Genomic DNA, 19,178 nt, shown 5'->3' with positions numbered 1-19,178 from the left:
AAAGGTGTAAATGCCGTTTTGTTCATCATTGAAATTCGCATAATACTTGCCACGTCACTTTTCCTTGATATAAGCCTTAAATAAACATATCTGATATTGCGTCTCAAATACCTTAAGTTCAAAGACATTCTGATATATTTTGATTCGATAAAACATCATTTTTGTCATCTAAACAGGGCATACTTAAAAGATTTTTATTAATTGATGTTAAATCTAAGAATTAATTCTGATTTAAATAACAGTTGTTATGTAAACTTTGTATCTTTGCCGTGAAGTTACAGTTTAGAGGGGTTTAAAATGAACATCTACTCCCAAAAGGACTCTACGTCCTGCCACACCCCCAACGAACTTCACGCTGATAACCGACATACAACAAAAACATTACATAATGTACAACCATTTAACACATTGCGCTTATGAAAAGGACTCTCCTCTTTTCTGGCCTGTTCGGGTTATCGGCACTCATGCTTCCCGCTCGTTCCCCTAGTGGATTCGACGATGGCGTGGATGTCTGGTTCAGGACCGCACCGGTCAGCAGTAATTTGCAAGGTCGCTACCTTTGGTTCGACTTTGCGGGTGATTCATTATCACTGTATGCGTACAACCGCACCGCCGGGACTTACGTTTTCACGCAGGACAAGAGCCTGCTCAAGTTTCTCAACTTCAATCCGGCGATTGATTTCTCCAAAGGCGACTCCCCGAAGTGGGGCGACCTTCTCCGTTCCAATCTTACGCAAGCCACCATTATCGGTGTGTTTGCCCCTTATTCCTTTACAAACGAATCTGTCATTTACGGTGTCGCAAGCGGTGACGGCGGCGGCAGCCTTGTCACCAACGACAAGATTGTGCGCCCCGGCTCGGTTGCGCCGCTTGACTATGGAAATACCGAAGGTGAGGATCTGCGGCATACGGGCAAGGATTCCGTGACGCTGGACATTTTCAAGGAGCATGCCACCAAGGTACTGACCTATTACCGAGCGGCGGCACCCAACACCTCGATATGGGGCGGCCCGAACGGAACGCTGACCATCGGCGGGACATACAGTGCTACCAACGAGCATTTCAACGGCCCGTTCGACACATCCGCCTTCGGCAACAACGTTTTCGAGGGCTATACGCCAGAATTGCTCATCTACAACCGTCTGCTCACTCCCGGTGAGAGGCGCAGGGCGGAAAGCTATCTCGCCATGAAGTACGGCGTCACGCTCAACGACTCCTATCTTGACGGAGACGGGAACCTCGCTTGGGACAGGGATGAAGCCGGTGCCTACCACAACAGGGTGACATCCGTGGCACGCAACAGCACATGGGATTTCCGCCAGCCGGTATCGACTACCTCCTACGAGGAAGGACCGTTGTATGCATCCCTCCCGGAAAACGACAGCTATCACAATGCGAACGCCTACGGACTTCCGTCAGAGACGCACCTGCTGGTCATGGGACGCGAGTACGGGAACAGCATGCCGGACAAGGGTTTCCTGTTCTGGGGCGATGATGGCGGCTCGCTGGAGACATACACCTCTCCCAACGACACGCTGTGGCATATCATGAACCGCACATGGCTCGTGAAAACGAATATGCCGGTCATGGGTGACACCGCCACTGTGCGTTGGACAGGAAACGGCATGACGGTCACTTCCAAGGGCTTCCTCGACATGATAAGCCAGGATGCGGGAACGGCAGGCAAGGTCGTGACACCCAATATGGTTGACAACAACGGATTCATCGAGTTCTCCTGTCCGTCCGCACACCCGACATTCGATGTCGGTTTCAGCGGTTCCGCTGACGAGGGATGTTCATACGGCTTCCGCTTCGGCAATGACGGTACTGTCTGGAGTATTACCGGCGGGCAGGTGTCCGCAACTTCCGTGGGTACGGATGCCAGCGGCGGCGACATTTCCGTGACGCTTTCCGACGGCGTGGCCAGTCTGCGCATCGACGGCGTGGGCAAGGAGGCTTACACCGTCGTGATTCCCGACGAGGCGAAATCTTCCGCTTTGCACGGTGTCATCAACGCGGAAGCATCCGAGACTCCGCTGGTTTTGGCTTCCGTCCGCACCAACGGTATTGCCGAGACCGGCTACTTCGCCGAACTGGCCCATAACCTCACCCCAGAAAAGGAGTTCTACCATTACAGTCGTCAGCGTACTGTCATGCTCATAGACCCTTCAGGGGAAGGGCATTTCGACACGGGCACGACCACGATGGTGAAATGCTCCACACCTGACATCACCAGAGGCAAGACGATGTTCCACAACATCCTGTGGGATGCCGACGGCAGCGGTTCCGATGTGTTCACCTTCGCCTATTTCGACGGCATATCCGCCGATGTGGAGGCGCATCCCACGACCTGCCTTGACGGTGTTCCGCAGAAGGACGGCTCTCTTGACATAGGGATAAACATCGGCACTCCGATATACAAGTATGTCCTTACGGTCGATACCGTTGCAGGCATGAACAAGGATGATGTTGTGGCAAGCGGCAGCTTCATGGGCGACACGCACAGGATTGACAACCTGGCGACCGGAACCTACACGCTGACGGTCACACAGGGCGGCGGCAATGACATCCACGGCAAGGGCAATCTGCTGTACTCCACCTATTCGCACACCGACCGTCGGTTCACAGGCGGTGAGATTGAATGGACCGTGACCGAGACAGGCTCATGGTACCGCATCGGAGCAGAGCCCTCCGTTGTCGAGGACATCACGCAGTGGGGCTACGATGTACGCGGCGACAAGGCGTATTTCATCATCGACGGATATACGAGCCTGACGCAGGGCGTGAACATCAAGCCGGGCGACACCCTCGGACTGAAAATCAGCGGCATCTATGTACGCTGGTACCATAACGGAGTGGAGGTCCTCAAGAAGAGCGCGTGGACGCTGCGCCTCTGGAGGGTCTGCATCAAGTACGGACGCGGTGAGACGCATATCACCGACCTCACCATCGACGGCAAACCGGTGGAGGACTTTGAGATAAACGGCAACGTACAGATAGAGACCCCGAAGACCAGTACGGTGGCATATACGGTACATATCGGCAACGAATGTGACCCGTCAGCACCCAATGGCATCGAACCGAAACCGGATGTTGTCATAGGCGAAGCTGAACATGATACCCAGGATGCCGGCCAGTCCGAAAGGAACAGCCAGCTCACGGTACACGGGGAAGACGGCACGACCGGCATCTTCAATGCCGTACTCGACCGAGGCAAGTCAGGGCCTGCTACCCTCATGGTATTTGACACCACGGGCAAACTCGTATATGAAGGACAGATGGAGGGGGATGTCGTGAAGACATCGCGTTTCCGTGTTCCGGCTACAGGCGTATATATCGTCAAGGCTATCACCGACGATGGCGAACACACGCAGAAGATTCTGGCAAAATAACAAAAACCACATTATCAAATACAACTAATACATTATGAAACGGTCATATATCATAGCCGTTGCTTCCGTCATATTGTCGGCGGCAGGTCTGGCGGGGATATTCCTGTATCCCGGTTCGACTGCAGACGCCATGCCCCGGCAGGAGGACAGCGGCACCAGCATAGTGGTAGACGCTTCCGGCGCATCGCCCGGATTGGCGGCTACAGAAAGCGGCAATCCTTCTCCGCAACAGAAGGAAGAGGTTACATCATGCAATACAAAAGCGGAAGAGGCTGTTCCCGACAATAAGACGGAACAGGGTAAGCCCAAAGGCGGCAAGGTTTCCGCCGACGGGTCCGTCCGCAAATATTTCACCACGGCACAGTCGGACAGCATCTCCGTGGCTGGCGGTACCCTCTCCGTAGCGAAGGGACGGCTGCTGCGCCCGGTAAGCCTCTCCATCTGCGCGGTGGACAGTGCGGCGTTGCCGGAGCTTGACTTCGCCATGTGCAATGTCACGGGCGAGAGCGACGGCTACCGCTTCCTCCCTCACGGCACGCACTTCACGGAAGAGGGTGCCACCGTGCGGCTGAAGTATGACCGCACGAGGATTCCGAGCGGTTACACGGAAGACGACATCCGCACGTTCTACTACGATACCGAGAAGGGCCACTGGGTGGCTCTCGACCGTGTGAGGGTAAACAAGGAACTGGCATACGTGGAGTCCAGGACCACCCACTTCACCGACATGATCAACGGTGTCATACAGGCACCCGAGTCTCCCGAGACCGACGGCTTCGCCCCGACCATGATGAACGACATCAAGGCGGCAGACCCGACGGCGAAGCTCAACATCATCGCACCGCCGACGGCGAACAACCGTGGTTCGGCGAACATGCAGTATGCCTTCGAGATGCCTCCCGCACGCAACGGCATGGCTCCGTCTCTCGCCATAAGCTACAACAGCGACGGCGGCAACGGATGGCTCGGACAGGGCTGGGACCTCTCCGTACCGTCAATCACACTCGATACCCGCTGGGGTGTTCCGCGTTATGACCTGGCAAACGAGACCGAGACATACTCGCTCTCTGGTTCCATGCTATCCACGATGGATGACAACGGCGCGATGAGCGTCGCACACCGTGGCGACAAGATAGCACGCAAGGCCGACCGCCAGTTCTACACCCGTCAGGGCGGCGACTTCTCACGCATCATCCGCAAGGGCGACAGTCCTGCTAACTACTACTGGGAAGTGACCGACAAGCAGGGCGTGGTATATACCTACGGCGGCGAGGGTGCCGTGCTCAAGGGCACGATTACCGACCTCTCCGGCAACACGCGCGAGGTGATTTCCGAATGGAAGCTAAAGAAGGTTGTCGAGACACACGGTGACTGGATAGAATACGAGTACACGGCGGCTGACGAGCCTGTGCGCGGAGGACTGGTGGCAAAGGCCGTCTATCTTTCCAAGGTCAGCGCGGGCAACACCGAAAGCACCGAACCTCATACCGTGGTGACGCTGACCGGCAACAAGACCAAGCGGCAGAAGGTCAACAACGCACGTTACGGTTATCTGACTTCTTCAAACAGGCTGCTTGAGAAGGTTTCCGTCAGCTTCATGGGCGAGGAACTGCGCAGCTATACGTTCTCATACGTCGATGGCGCGTTCCACAAGGACCTGCTTGAGGGTGTACGCCAGTTTGACGACCAGGGACAGGAGTTCGCATTCCAGAAGTTCGACTACTACGACGACGTACAGTCGGCAAGTGGATACGTGCCGTTCAAGGATGGCGAGGAAACATGGAACACGCATAATGACGGACTGGATGCAGGGTTTATCAATCCCTTGCAGGGAATGGATATGTTCAGCGACAAGCCTACCGCACTCGGCGGCACGACAAGTTCTTCTATCGGCGGCTCTTTCTATGCTGGTGTTGGTATTTATGACGGCAGTTCGTCCACATCTTCCACTATCGGTGGTAGTTTCAGCTATTCCAATGACAATTCAAAAGGTCTTTCCACCTTTGTGGACTTGAATGGTGACGGTTTGCCAGATAAGGTATATAAAGATGGAGGTTCAGTCTATTACCGTCCGCAGATTAGAAACAGCAATAATACTGTTGAATACGGAGAGCCGATAAAGGTAATAGGAATATCCGGCTTTTCATCTTCCAGCAGTAATACTTACTCCGGCGGTGCCGACGTAAAAGCCGGATGGGGTTCTGCTGTAGCCACCATTGGTACAGATGCTTCTAAAACCACGACAAAAACGACAGTTTATTTCTCTGATATAAACGGTGACGGTCTGATAGACCTTGTATCAAACGGCAAAGTATATTTCAATCATATAGAATTTGACGCACAGGGCAATGCTGTTCCGACATTTACCCTCAGCAGTGCCGATACACCGAGTCCGATTATTTACGACCCCACCAAGATTGATGTTTCTGTCGGGGCGGTTGATCCGGAAGAACAAGCTGAGATTATCCGATTGTCTCCGATGGAAGATGCCGTCCGTGTATGGGTTGCACCAAGAAACGGTATTGTAAGCATATCCGGTACGGTTTCTCTGATTGCTCCGTCCGGTGATTATGATACAGAAGCGTATGACAAGGCTGATGGTGTACGGGTAGCCATTCAAAAAGGTGGGTCCGAACTGTGGAGCCAATCAATTTCCAAAGGTGATGCCACTGCGCATAATGCTACGGCACAGTCTGTACCTGTAAACAAGGGCGACCGCATCTATTTCCGTGTTCAATCCGGTAACGAGGAAATGAGTAACGGCGCATTTGACGAGGTGGCATGGCATCCGGTCATTACATATTCAGGTACGGAAGAATTTATGCCGAATGGCTATTCCACAACTGTATATAAGCCGGAGGAAGGCGCATTGTACTTTGCTCCCACATCATTAAGTATAGACGGTGGAAACGAGACGGTAGAAATTACCGGAACTTTCAACAAGCCCCAGACAACGGATGACATCACATTAAGTATTATCGGATTCAACGACAAGAAAGATGGCAATGGCAACGATAATCCTGCTTATTTGGAGAAAACAGTGTTTACGAGGACATTCGCATGGGATGAAATTCACGACGGCGAACTTCCTGTCACACTCGACAACAGCGATGGGCTTACCAACTTCCGTTTTATGGTAAGTGCCCAATCCAATGTACGATGGGATGCTGTAAAATGGTCTCCGATACTGTCTTTTACGGATTCTTTGGGGACTCGGCAGAACAGACAGGTTTCCCCAGACTATACCATATATGCAAATCATCTGAAAGACGCTCCGTCGTTTGTTTCAAGCACGGCTGATACCGTCATATATGTTAAGCCGGTTGTCACATTCTCAAATATGCTCTATAACGGAGAGCTGACACTCACGGTAAAGACTGTGGACAGACTGCTCGGAAAGAAGAAGTTTGCTGTGACTACCGGTGCTGTGGCGAATGATTCCATTGCCATTTTGAAATCTGACATTGGTACGGATAAGATATGGTTTGAATTATTCTCGGCCGACAGCTATGTGGGCAATTCCATTTCCAATGTATCGGTTCAGGTAAGTTCTCCAACGGCTCTGACATACCAGTCTGCCGGTGCGAACCTTTATGCGGTTAATAATCAGACTGGATTTGGACCGTTATACCGTGGCTGGGGCGGTTTTGTTTATAACGCATCAGAAAACCGTTATTCACAGCCAATCAATGAGTCTTTGCTCGTTTTGCCTCAAGATGAAAATGCGCAGCCTGACCCATTGACAATGGCGTTCACGCCATTAAGCACAGACTTGAATAAGATTGACCGTTGGAGTGGGCAGCGCGAGGAAATATATGTTACTGCGACCCACATGGGCGCAGCACGCTTGACGGAACAGGATGTCGTGCTTACCAATCCGTTTGAGAATATCGGAAACGTATCAGGACTTGCCGGTGAGCATCTACAAGGGACAGGAGCTGTCGCCATTTCACAGGAAATGGTAAGCCATAACAATGTCGTACAAGGCGGTGCCATATTCACGTACAATGACGCTAACGGTGACAGCAAAACAAAATCCATGATGATAGACCTAAATGGTGACGGCTATCCGGATATTGTCGCCGGTGGAAAAATCCAATATACCAACACGCTTGGCGGTATCAGTGGAGAGGCTCTGGAAGGCATGGGAACTGTCAGCAGCGGCAGTAAGGCTCAGGGATTTGCACTCGGTAGCGATCCTATCCTCTCAGCAGTAGCGACCATTAAACAGATTGCCAACGGAAAGAACACCTCCGCCAATCAGGAGTCAAGCAATAAGGCGAAGGGGTCGATTTCCGCTTCTCTCAGCATCCCACCATCGAACGAAGACTGGAATATTGAGAATTTTATTGATGTGAACGGCGATGGCCTTGCTGATAAAATCATATCAGGGAATAAGGTTAGGCTAAATTTGGGCTATTCCTTCACAGAGCCTATCGACTGGGATATTGACCGCATACAGGGTGGCAAGAGCCAGTCATATACGGCAAATGTCGGTGGCGGATATAACCAAGGTTCAAGTAGCTTTGCCGGAGGATATAATATAGTAACTTCCGCGAATGAGGAACAATACAATCTTACTGATGTCAATTCAGACGGATTACCCGACAAGGTTTGGAAATCCGGCAATGGCATCATGGTCGCTTTGAATACCGGCGTAGGATTCGACACTCCGTTTGTATGGCAAGGTGCGAACGCATTAAGCAAGTCTGCTTCTACATCCGAAGGTGGAAATGTCGCATTTACAGTGTCTATTCCTGTTCCTCTTTCACCCGTTGGTCCGATTCTGAAAATATCTACAAATCCCGGTGTTTCGTTGAGCCACAGCATTAACCGTACAAATTACTCTTTGCAGGATGTGGACGGTGACGGCTATCTTGACATCGTGACCTCTGACAGCGAGAGCGAACTTACCGTAAGACGTTCGGCCATCGGCCGCACCAACATGCTGAAGTCCGTCACCAACTCCATCGGCGGACGCTTCGAGCTGGATTACGCGCACTCGACCCCGACCTACGGGCATCCAGGTGGCAAGTGGGTGATGTCGGCATTGACCGTCGATGATGGCATCCATGATGATGGTCCGTTGATGAAAACGGCATTTGAATACTCGGACGGCTTCCGTGATCGCCATGAGCGTGACTTCCTTGGCTTCGGCAAGGTCATCACCAAGAGTCTTGACACAGAGAAAGGCGACGGCGTATATCGCCAGTCCGTTCAGGAATTTGCCGTTGACAACTACTACAAGTCCGGCAACCTTGTGGCTTCATACGTCTCTGACGCAGCAGGTAATAAGTTCACCGAGACTGTCAACGAGTATGACACATACAGCATGACCGCCAATGCGGACAACTACTCCTTCACAAAGCAGGATGTTATCTACAGCGACCGTGCATCGGCTTTCGTTCCTCTCCGCTATACGGCCAACAAGCAGTACGAGGGTACCTCGCAGGGCATGGTAATTTCCGAGGCATGGAACGAGTATTACCTCAACGGCCACCACGGAGAGCTGAAGTCCTACCGCTACAGCGACAAGGGCAGCCTCGGCAGCAATGGCTCGGGCAGCTATGACTATGCGACGAACATCCAGTACACCTCAAATGCTGACAGGCACATCTTCGGACTTCCCACGAACGTGACCATTGTCGGCGGTGATGGCTCGATGTATCACAACGTGTCGGCAACTTACGACACGAAGTACCCGAACCATCTGACGCAGGTGTCGCAGCAGCTCGGCAGCGGAACGGCTGTCACCGACTACAAGTATGACCGCTACGGCAACATCATACAGAAGACGCTTCCGGCCAACGGCACGGGACAGCGTATGTGGTACAAGTATCGCTATGAGCCTGAGATGAACATGTACGTCGAGCGTATCGACGACGCATGGGGCTACCGCAGCGAGGCGGGCAACTTCGACTACCGCTATGGTATGGCACTGGAACGCCGCGACCTCAACAACTTCTACTACGAGACGGAGCTTGACAATATCGGTCGTGTGACTAAGGTTCGCGGTCCTAACGAGCTGGCGACCGGTGTTCCTTACATCATCGCGTTTGAATACCAGCAGAAGGCAGGTTTCAGCGAGACGGGTATAACAGCCCCGGCATACGCAGTGACCAAGCATTACGACATCCAGCACCCGAACGACGACCTTGAGACCGTGACATTCGTTGACGGTTTCGGACGTCCCGTCCAGGTGAAGAAAGACGGTGTCGTGACTACGGCGGCGAAGGGTTCCGGTGCATCCGACCAGAACGTGATGATTGTCAGCGGACGCAATGTCTATGACGCTTTCGGACGTGTGGCAAAGGCTTACTATCCCACTACTGAGGGTATGGGCAGCAAGACCTCGTTCAGCACCACGTTTGACAATGTAACCCCGACGGTAACGGTATATGACGTGCTCGACCGCGCGTTGAGCGTGAAACTGCCTGACGAATCGGAGACGACCACAGAATACACCCTTGACAGCGGTTCAAACGCTCTCGTGACAAAGGTGACGGACGCTCTCGGCAACAGCCAGTCCACTGTCACCAACGGCAGCGGAAAGACGCTCAAGTCCATCCAGCACAGCGGCCCGGACGGTGAGATTACCACCACCTTTGAATATGACGGCATCCAGCGTCTCGTGAGGGTGACGGACACTGAGGGCAACGTGACGACATCAGTTTACGACATGGGCGACCGCCGCACGGAGGTCAACCACCCAGCAAGCGGAAAGACATCGTTCACCTACGACCCGCTCGGCAACGTGCTCACCAAGCAGACGGCGAATATGGCGGAGGAAGGCAAGATGATAACCTATACCTACGACTACCACCGTCTGACGGGTATCAGCTATCCCGACCATCCGGAAAACAACGTGAAGTATTACTACGGCGGACGCAATGCCTCGCACAACCGCATCGGCCGCCTGATGATGCGTGAGGACGGAACGGGTGCCATCGAATACTTCTACGGCAAGATGGGCGAGGTGACGAAGACCCGCCGCACGCTCATCGTGCCCAACCAGGCGATTGCCACCTACGTCACCCAGTGGACTTACGACAGCCACAACCGCCTCCTGGAGATGATCTATCCCGACGAGGAAAAGGTGACTTACTCCTACAACCTCGGCGGCCTTCTTGAAAAGGTTCGCGGCGAGAAGTCATACGGCTATGACTACATCACCAAGTTAGGCTACGACAAGTTCGAGCAGCGCAGCTACCTGAAGTACTGCAACGGCGCGGAGACGTTCTACACCTACGACAACCGCCGTCGCCTGAGCAACCTTGCGGTGAACAGCGGCAACACGGCCATCATGGACAACGACTACACCTTCGACGCTGTAAGCAATGTCCTCTCGGTGGCGAACAATGCCTCGCTTCCTGCCAGCGGCAATGCCGGCGGCCGGATGTCGCATGCCTATACCTACGACGGACTGTACCGTCTCGTTTCCGCTACGGGTACTTATACAGGAGCCGACAGCAAGTCTGCGTCCTACACCCTTGCCATGGGCTACGACAATATGCACCGCATCAAATCGAAGAGCCAGCATCTGACTCAGGACAACGTGCAGTTCAACGGCACGCTCAATGTAGGCTATGACCTGTCATACACATACGGTACTGAAGCCGGTAAGAAATTCCAACTTGCAAGTGTTAAAGATGTGAATTATCGCACGGAAGAGACTCCGGGAGACAATAATATCGAAAACAATCACGTATATTTGTATGACAAGAACGGAAATCTTGTATATGTGAACACCGGACGTATGATGAAGGATGGACATAATGAAGTCGGCACAAGAGAGCGCAAGCTCATCTGGGACGAGGAGAACCGTCTGCTCGCGGTGGACGACAACGGCTTCGTGTCCAACTACTGGTATGATGCTGACGGCGAGCGCACGGTCAAGACTTCCGGCGAAAGCGACCAGGTATATGTCAACGGAGTGTTCTCCGGTGGCTCTACCAATACCGCGAAGTTCTCACTCTATGTCAGCCCGTACCTTGTTGCCAACCAAGGCGGCCGTTACACCAAGCATATCTACGCAGGTTCGCAGAGAATCGTGTCGAAGATAGGCGATTTCGCCTCCTACGGCTCTGACCCACGCCGCATAGAGTATGCCGGTGCAAACACCGACGGTCTGTCAGTTGACTACAAGGCGAAGTATGCCGCACAGCAGCAGGTCATCAAGGACAACTACAAGTCCTTCGATGTACCTTATAACGGCGAGGATAACGACAACTACGCTGACGGCGAAGGCTTCTGCTGCAACGACGGCTCAATGGAGGCGGCGATGGCTCGGACGAAAGCACAGGCACGTGCTGTCGCAAGGTCGTTCAAAGACCCGGACAACTACGAGAACCTGCAGTTCTTCTATCATCCCGACCACCTCGGAAGCTCCAGCTTCATCACAAATCTTGACGGTGAGGTAGTTCAGCACATCGAGTATGTGCCGTTTGGAGAGGTGTTCATAGAGGAGCGCAACAGCGTATGGAACACGCCTTATCTCTTCAATGCAAAGGAATTTGACGAGGAGACGGGTATGTACTACTATGGGGCAAGATATTATGACCCGAGGATTAGCTTATGGACGAGTACGGATCCTAAGCAGGAAGATTATTATAACGTTTGTACATATTGTTATGTAATCTGTAATCCTACAAAGTTTATAGATATTGAAGGTTATAAACCGAGAATTTACTATGAACTTCAACAATTGGGACATACTTTTGTAACGACAGGAAGCGGTAGTACTACAACTGTATATACTTATGGTCGTTATGCTGCATTGGGTAAAGATAAATCATCAGCTCGTAATTCTACTCCTACAGGGGAAGGTGTCCTTATTATATTAAAGGGTCAAGAAGCTAAAAATTTCATTGAGGATCAAATCAATAACCGAAAGGCAGTCGTGTACGAGTTTGTTTCTGGTTCAGACGCTAAAGTAGATAAGTTTTTCCAAGACAAATTCAACAATAGTGACAAAATACCGACTATCGGTAAATATGCAGGAAATGAAAATGCGCGTGTCATTGATGAATACAATTTATTAACCAATAATTGCACCACAATTTCAATCGAAGCGATTCAAGCAGGAGAAGGAGATACCTCATTTTTCAGTACTGACTTTTCACCATTGGGAGCATCTAAACATACTTCAGATGCAATCATATTTGATAATATCAAATCTTGGTTTGGTGCAGATAGAAAAATTATAAGGATTGATCCCCAAAAAGTCTTAAATGAGTTTAAAGCTAAAACAGAAGAATAATCTCTAACACATTGTCGGAGGAATAAATTATTCCTCCGACAATAATAATTATTTATAATGAAAAATATAACAACTTATAGTATAGGTATAGTAGTATGGATAATAATAAATTTCGTACTGTTGGTGTGTTTAACATTCAATTATATTAATTTCTTAGATATTGTAAAGTATCGTGTCGAGGTTTACAACGCAGAAGAACCTGTTAGTTTTGACTTAAATGAAGTAAAACAAGCTGTTGAATTATTCAAATTTTTGTCATACATCGGAATTTTATATGTAGTTTTGACTACTGTTTTATTATTTAGGATATTTAAATTTATACACAGAAGATAATATATTGTAAGCAATGTCCTCTCGGTGGCGAACAACGCCTCGCTTCCTGCCAGTGGCAATGCCGACGGCAAGATGTCGCACGCCTATACCTACAACGGGCTGTACCGCCTCGCTTCTGCAACGGGTACATACACTGGAGCAGACAGCAAGTCCGCGTCCTACACCCTCGCCATGGGCTACGACAACATGCACCGCATCACTTCCAAGAGCCAGCATCTGACTCAGGACAACGTGCAGTTCAACGGTACGCTCAATGTGGGATATGACCTGTCATACACATATGGTACTGAAGCCGGAAAGAAGTTCCAGCTTGCAAGTGTCAAGGATGTGAATTACCGTACCGAGGAGACTCCGGGAGAGAACAACGTGGAGAACAACCACGTTTACACATACGACAAGAACGGAAATCTTGTATATGTGAATACCGGACGCTTGATGAACGATGGACATAACGAGACCGGCGTTGGTGAGCGCAAGCTCATTTGGGACGAGGAGAACCGTCTGCTTGCAGTGGACGACAACGGCTTCGTGTCCAACTACTGGTATGATGCCGACGGCGAGCGCACGGTCAAGACTTCCGGCGAGAGCGACCAGGTGTATGTCAACGGAGTATTCTCCGGCGGCTCCACCAACACGGCGAAGTTTTCACTCTATGTCAGCCCGTACCTCGTGGCGAACCAGGGCGGCCGCTACACCAAGCATATCTACGCAGGTTCGCAGAGAATTGTGTCGAAGATAGGCGATTTCGCCTCCTATGGCTCTGACCCGCGCCGCATAGAGTATGCCGGTGCTAATACCGACGGCCTCTCCGTGGACTACAAGGCGAAGTATGCGGCACAGCAGCAGGTCATCAAGGACAACTACAAGACCTTCGATGTTCCCTACAACGACACTGACAATGACAACTACGCCGACGGTGAAGGCTTCTGCTGCAACGACGGTTCTATGGAGGCAGCAATGGCTCAGGCCCGGAAGGCACAGGCACGCGCGGTTGCAAGGTCGTTCAAAGACCCGGACAACTACGAGAACCTGCAGTTCTTCTACCATCCCGACCACCTCGGAAGCTCCAGCTTCATCACCAACCTTGAAGGCGAAGTCGTGCAGCACATCGAGTATGTGCCGTTCGGAGAGGTGTTCATTGAGGAACGCAACAATGTATGGAACACGCCTTATCTCTTCAACGCAAAGGAATTTGACGAGGAGACAGGTATGTACTATTATGGTGCGAGATATTACGAACCGCGTCTTAGCCTTTGGATGTCAACGGATAGATATGAAGAGAAATATCCTTATATATCGACATATTCATATTCTCTATGTAATCCAATGAAAGTGATGGATGTTCACGGAGATTCTACTGTAGTGGTAGTAAGTGGATACGGTCAAAAGGTTGGTCCTCATATTATGTATGATGTCAATGTTTATCGGAATATGAGTCTGGAAGAATTCCAAAATCTTAATTCGAGTAACAATCTACCGACTCCAGATTATAATATGATGCTTGCTCGTGATGCTCATGATTTGAAATCCTCAAAGGAACCAGTTGTCGTTCATTCTGATAAGCGATATGGTAAGAATAATGAATGTCCACCAGGTACATATTATTTGTCTCCTAAAGGAAATGGTGGAGGGTCGTATGAACTATATTTAGAAGATAAGATAGGAACACGAACAATTCATGGTCCGGACGGAGATAGAAAAGGAATTGCTATTCACCAATATTCGCCTAATGACTCTCAAGGATGTCTAACCACATGTAGTGGTAGAGATACGGGACCAGTTAAAGCCTTAATCAAGGCAATACCAGACTTAAATGATCCCTCACAACCTGTCCGTATAATTCTTATGCCCAGAGAAGTAACAACAGGGAAGTATGTGAATTCTGCAAATGGTAGTATCAAATATACTGGTGTTGAGCATATTTGGAATGGTGGAACATTAGCCCCAATTACAGTAACGCCAAATAATAGAAGAACACCATGAGAATTCTGAGTATCTTAATAATAATTCTAATAATTCTAAGCAACAGCGAACAGCTAAATGCTCAGGATACGTTAGAGACGGATTCAGTCGCTTATGTGGCAAATCGTCTTATGAGCTATGATGTTTATATCAATTCATTCGAGATTAGCGATGCTGAACTGGATTGGATTGAGAAAGAACACTCCAACTGGGTTGTAAAGTTTTTTCCTCAAATTCTAACCCAGTATGACTGTACACTCTACACTCGATTTGCTCTTGCTGCGAGCTTATATCAAAGAGGCTGTCCAAAATACTTATGTTGCTTATGGAACAAATTTGGGTATCTTTTTGAAGTTAACGGCATACGATCGGAAGAGGAACCTATTAGACGAATTTGGGAGCTATTTGATTGGCTTAAAATAAATCCCAAAGTTTTAAAAGGATGCTAAATAGAAATGAGGTGATGTTTCTAATGACATCACCTCATTTTTTCATAAAGCCAAACGAATATGGACATAACGAGACCGGCACGGGTGAGCGCAAGCTCATCTGGGACGAGGAAAACCGTCTGCTGGCAGTGGACGACAACGGTCTCGTGTATAACGTACTATTAAAGCGTTCCTTGATAGTGAAGTGATCCCAAAAAGTCAGGTGACGCTTTTTATAGGGCTATTTCCAATCGACTTATATGTGGAACTGGCGGAGAAGCCCTATTATATGCTCAAAATAAAAATGTCCCGCTGGGTACGCTAATCTTACGGGAAGCGAGCGGGATTTGTTGTTGCAAAGGTACTGCTTTTTATGGGAATCCCCAAACGTCATTGTCAAATTGAGGCTTCACGCTTCACATTTTTGGTCGTTGAGTAATAGAAATATGAGGATAATCAGTTGCTTACAAAACAACGTGAGGCTGTATCACTTTGAACACAGCCTCGCTTTTCTTTCTATTATAGGACAGGACAAGCCAGTAGTAAAACTTAATTCTCTATTTCTATATATTTCTTATCAATAGGGAATGCAGCTATTACTTTTCCTACAATATTTGATATCGGATGTATAGAGAATCGAACTTTCTCTATATCCGTATGAAACGTTGTAGAAATAATGATTTTCTCATCACTTGCATTTGGATACTCACAATTAATGTAGTCAGTTTCGTATCTTTTCAAGCGAGTGTCGAAAAAATCGTTTATTAACTGTTCATCGCCATCATAGCTTGGACGTCTGCGCACTTCTTGAAATTCGGGAGATTGAAGTATAGACTTTAATATCTCCATTAGATTGTCGCGGTAATTACATACCCTCCATAGACGGCGTAATTTATAGAACATAGGGTTCTTTGGTGCGCTTGCTCCTTTCTTTAATATAAGAATGATAGGTAACTTTCCGTTATAGTGTTCTACATCAAATCCTTTTGTGGCAAAAACTAAATCATTAGGATGTATATCTACATATTGCATGCATTCTCCCGATACGAGATACAAATCATAATCGTTTGGATTGAGAATATTGCCATTATTATCCTTAAATTCAATTAGGCCAAGGGACTTAAGGGCAACAGTATGATTTATAGGAGTACATCCTGTATCAGAACCGGCATGAACAATATTTGCTTTGGAAATACATGTTTCACATTTAGATTTGAATTTCGTTTGAGCATTGTTGCGTACATTATACGTAACGACACCCAAGTAAATGAAACCTCCTATCAACAGGATGGATAAAACTATTATTATTATATTCATTGTACAGTTCTTGATTTAATTGAGCACTCACACATTTTATGCATAAAGGACTCTTGATTTTTAGTAAAGAGAAGTTCTGATAACTTCAGTAATATAACCGTTGCTACAATTGCATACAAAAGATTATTTGACGCATTGGGCATAAGGCTGTGACCTATAAACGAAATACTCAACCAAAATGTTGTGCCTATATTTATTATAAACCATGCGATCAGACACAGCAGATTTGCTCTAAATTTTTCTTCTTTGTTTATCAAAGCCGTATCTAATAGTGCCAAGAACATTTCCATTAGATAAACAAAATATATGGTAATAACACCTAAAAAGGCATGTCCGTTAGGTACATTCTCCAAAAAAGACCATTGGTCAAATAATAATTGAAAACAAGAAAGTATGCCAATAGTCCAAATGATGGTATGGATAATCGGCACAACAAATCTATGGATGATATTTATATTTTTGTCAGTCATCTCTTTTTGTTTCGTTGAAATCGGTTTGCAAAGTTAGTCATTTTTGCGGAGATAACAGATTTTTTTTCGATAAAAATGATTGGAAAGACGTTATAATTGAAAAGATTAAACAAAATCGAGCGTTTTTCTGCCCTTTACCGTATTATTTTGTCGCGTGAGACAATTTTTCCAACGCCTGCCGCCGTGTCTTGTCGATGAACTGAAGCAATACTACCGGGTTGATGTGCCTCCGCCCCAGCCGCACCGTCAGGTGCAGATGCGGACCGGTCGAGCGGCCTGTACTGCCGCTTATACCCACCACATCCCCCGGTCTCACGCAGTCACCCTTCTTCACTCGCCATTCCGACAGATGGCAATAGCTGACCGAGAAATCCCCGTGCCGCACGGTAACATATTTCCCGGACACCCTGTCCTGCCCGGTCTTCACCACGATGCCATGCATCATGGCGTAGGTCTCGCAGCGGTCAGCCCTCAAGTCCAGACCGTTGTGCCTCTTGCGCTTTTTCGTGAAAGGGTCAGTACGCACACCGAAAGGTGATGTCACATGAATCTCTTTTAACGGATAGGACACGCTCAGGTAACTGTCTATCCACTGTTTCCGTATGGAAGTGGTATCAGTCGATGTCTCTTCTGTCGCCGCCTTTTCCGTTACTTCCGTTGTTTTCCCTGCCGTTCCCTGTTCGACACGTTCAATCCTGTAACGTGCCGTGTGGGGCGTTACCGTATGGAACTGTGCCGACGCTGCCATGCAGCAGCCCAGCCCCGTTGAAATCAATAATATCCTAAACATGGTGCAAAGGTAACAAACCCATATAAGACAATACCATATTACATAAGATATTCGGTTGTAACAAATATCATACTCTAAAACACTGTAATACTCATTTTTATGCTGTCAGAGTATGAAAGTGAGTATGATTATAGCGTCTTATATTAAATAAGCATAAACCAAAGCAAAATCATACTTATAAACACCCCGGAATCGGAGCGTCGCATATAATTTTGCGGAAACGACAACCCACAAAAAATAAAAAAAATGAAGATTCAGAGATTCCAAAGCGAGGAACTGCCATACGGCATACTCGAAAGATTCGGTCTGACACAGGAGATGCTTGAAGACCTGCCGCAGAAGGCGATAGAGGACATCCTCGACGGCCGCCGTTCCCCGGTGCTTCCCATCCATGTCACCGACGAAAGCGGAGAGGAAATCCATGCCCGCACCCGTTTCGCATTTATCCGCATGGATGACAGTAGCGTGGATGTGGTGTTCTACCCGCAGCTCAAAGCCGGACGGCTTGACCGTTTCACGGAGGAAGAGCGCAAGGCACTTCTTGAGCACCGTCCCGTCATCGCCCCCGTCACCACACCCGAAGGAAGGGAGATACAGGCTTTCCACCAGATAGACCAGGGCACCAACCAGATCATCTACGTTCCCACACCCGTCATCGGCCGTAACCTCGAATACGCCGCCAACGAGATGAAGCTCACCAATGCCGAGCTTACCTGCCTGCAGAAAGGACTGCCCGTCACCGTCATGGACGGCGACGACCTCTACACCATCGGCATCGACCTCAATGAAAAGACCGGCATACGCCTCACGCGCGGCGACGAGAAGAAATGGCGCGAGGAACAGCGGCAGGGCTTCGGCAGATACAACTTCGGTCTGAACGGCTGCTGGGTAGCTGACAACGAGGGCAACCTCGACTATGTTCCCGAAGCGTCCTACACCGAGGAACTGTGGGAAGAGATGCGCAAGCGCAACAACATGACCCTCAAACACTAAACCGCAAGCGATATGAAATACGAACCCGAAGAGAAACTCATCGAGAAAGTGCAGTCCGGCGAATACGGCTGGAAAGAATACATCAGCCATCACTCACGCGAGCTGTCGCAGGAATACGAATGGTACTGCCACCGCAAGGGGCTTGACCCGAACCTTGAGGAATCGGCGGCCGCCTTCATGGAAATGAGGAACGCCCTGCTCGACGAGGCACTGGAAAACGGAAACGCATAAACA

Annotated in this window: 9 protein-coding genes; 6 read left to right on the top strand and 3 right to left on the bottom strand. The window is 49.2% G+C overall.

From position 1 onward, the window contains the following. The first annotated feature begins 416 nt into the window (after positions 1–416). The 4 genes from CIL02_RS11650 (at position 417) to CIL02_RS16135 (ending at position 15,583) form a co-directional block, all read left to right on the top strand. Positions 417–3,392 carry a T9SS type A sorting domain-containing protein gene (locus CIL02_RS11650; protein ID WP_094401889.1) on the top strand — a complete coding sequence of 992 codons (2,976 nt, stop codon included), beginning with the start codon at positions 417–419 and terminating at the stop codon, positions 3,390–3,392. A gap of 34 nt (positions 3,393–3,426) precedes the next feature. After that, positions 3,427–12,651, top strand: a complete 9,225-nt coding sequence (locus CIL02_RS11645; RefSeq protein WP_240513670.1) for a SpvB/TcaC N-terminal domain-containing protein — start codon at positions 3,427–3,429, stop codon at positions 12,649–12,651. 357 nt (positions 12,652–13,008) lie between these two features. Further along, positions 13,009–14,967 carry an RHS repeat domain-containing protein gene (locus tag CIL02_RS11635; protein ID WP_240513668.1) on the top strand — a complete coding sequence of 653 codons (1,959 nt, stop codon included), beginning with the start codon at positions 13,009–13,011 and terminating at the stop codon, positions 14,965–14,967. Positions 14,968–15,388: 421 nt separating this feature from the next. Further along, entirely contained in the window at positions 15,389–15,583 is a 195-nt protein-coding gene (locus tag CIL02_RS16135; RefSeq protein WP_141210225.1) for a hypothetical protein, read from the top strand. A gap of 340 nt (positions 15,584–15,923) precedes the next feature. Here the strand turns inward: CIL02_RS16135 and CIL02_RS11625 are convergent, their stop codons facing one another. From CIL02_RS11625 to CIL02_RS11615, 3 genes are all read right to left on the bottom strand, one after another. Further along, positions 15,924–16,691, bottom strand: a complete 768-nt coding sequence (locus CIL02_RS11625) for a hypothetical protein (protein ID WP_094401883.1) — start codon at positions 16,689–16,691, stop codon at positions 15,924–15,926. Continuing rightward, the gene (locus tag CIL02_RS11620) at positions 16,688–17,161 is read right to left on the bottom strand and encodes a hypothetical protein (protein ID WP_094401881.1); all 474 of its coding nucleotides are present in this window, start codon (positions 17,159–17,161) and stop codon (positions 16,688–16,690) included. The genes CIL02_RS11625 and CIL02_RS11620 overlap by 4 nt, the downstream gene beginning before the upstream one ends. 142 nt (positions 17,162–17,303) lie before the next feature. Next, a complete protein-coding gene (locus CIL02_RS11615; RefSeq protein WP_094401879.1) occupies positions 17,304–17,951 on the bottom strand; it encodes a M23 family metallopeptidase in 648 nt (215 codons plus the stop codon). A 246-nt stretch (positions 17,952–18,197) separates the two neighbouring features. Between CIL02_RS11615 and CIL02_RS11610 the strand changes: the two genes are divergently transcribed. Next, a complete protein-coding gene (locus tag CIL02_RS11610; protein WP_094401877.1) occupies positions 18,198–18,944 on the top strand; it encodes a DUF4099 domain-containing protein in 747 nt (248 codons plus the stop codon). 12 nt (positions 18,945–18,956) lie between these two features. After that, positions 18,957–19,175, top strand: a complete 219-nt coding sequence (locus CIL02_RS11605) for a hypothetical protein (protein ID WP_094401875.1) — start codon at positions 18,957–18,959, stop codon at positions 19,173–19,175. Positions 19,176–19,178 lie beyond the last annotated feature (3 nt).

Source organism: Prevotella sp. P3-122 (assembly GCF_002251365.1).
In the GTDB taxonomy this organism is placed as follows: domain Bacteria; phylum Bacteroidota; class Bacteroidia; order Bacteroidales; family Bacteroidaceae; genus Prevotella.
Note: the sequence above shows the minus strand (reverse complement) of the source record. Positions and strands in the feature narration are given on the sequence as shown.

Bases quoted from the DNA above. Each gene is read 5' to 3' on its own strand.
- CIL02_RS11650 (WP_094401889.1), top strand. From the start codon at position 417: ATGAAAAGGACTCTCCTCTTTTCTGGCCTGTTCGGGTTATCGGCACTC.
- CIL02_RS11645 (WP_240513670.1), top strand. From the start codon at position 3,427: ATGAAACGGTCATATATCATAGCCGTTGCTTCCGTCATATTGTCGGCG.
- CIL02_RS16135 (WP_141210225.1), top strand. From the start codon at position 15,389: ATGCTAAATAGAAATGAGGTGATGTTTCTAATGACATCACCTCATTTT.
- CIL02_RS11625 (WP_094401883.1), bottom strand. From the start codon at position 16,691: ATGAATATAATAATAATAGTTTTATCCATCCTGTTGATAGGAGGTTTC.
- CIL02_RS11620 (WP_094401881.1), bottom strand. From the start codon at position 17,161: ATGACTGACAAAAATATAAATATCATCCATAGATTTGTTGTGCCGATT.
- CIL02_RS11615 (WP_094401879.1), bottom strand. From the start codon at position 17,951: ATGTTTAGGATATTATTGATTTCAACGGGGCTGGGCTGCTGCATGGCA.
- CIL02_RS11610 (WP_094401877.1), top strand. From the start codon at position 18,198: ATGAAGATTCAGAGATTCCAAAGCGAGGAACTGCCATACGGCATACTC.
- CIL02_RS11605 (WP_094401875.1), top strand. From the start codon at position 18,957: ATGAAATACGAACCCGAAGAGAAACTCATCGAGAAAGTGCAGTCCGGC.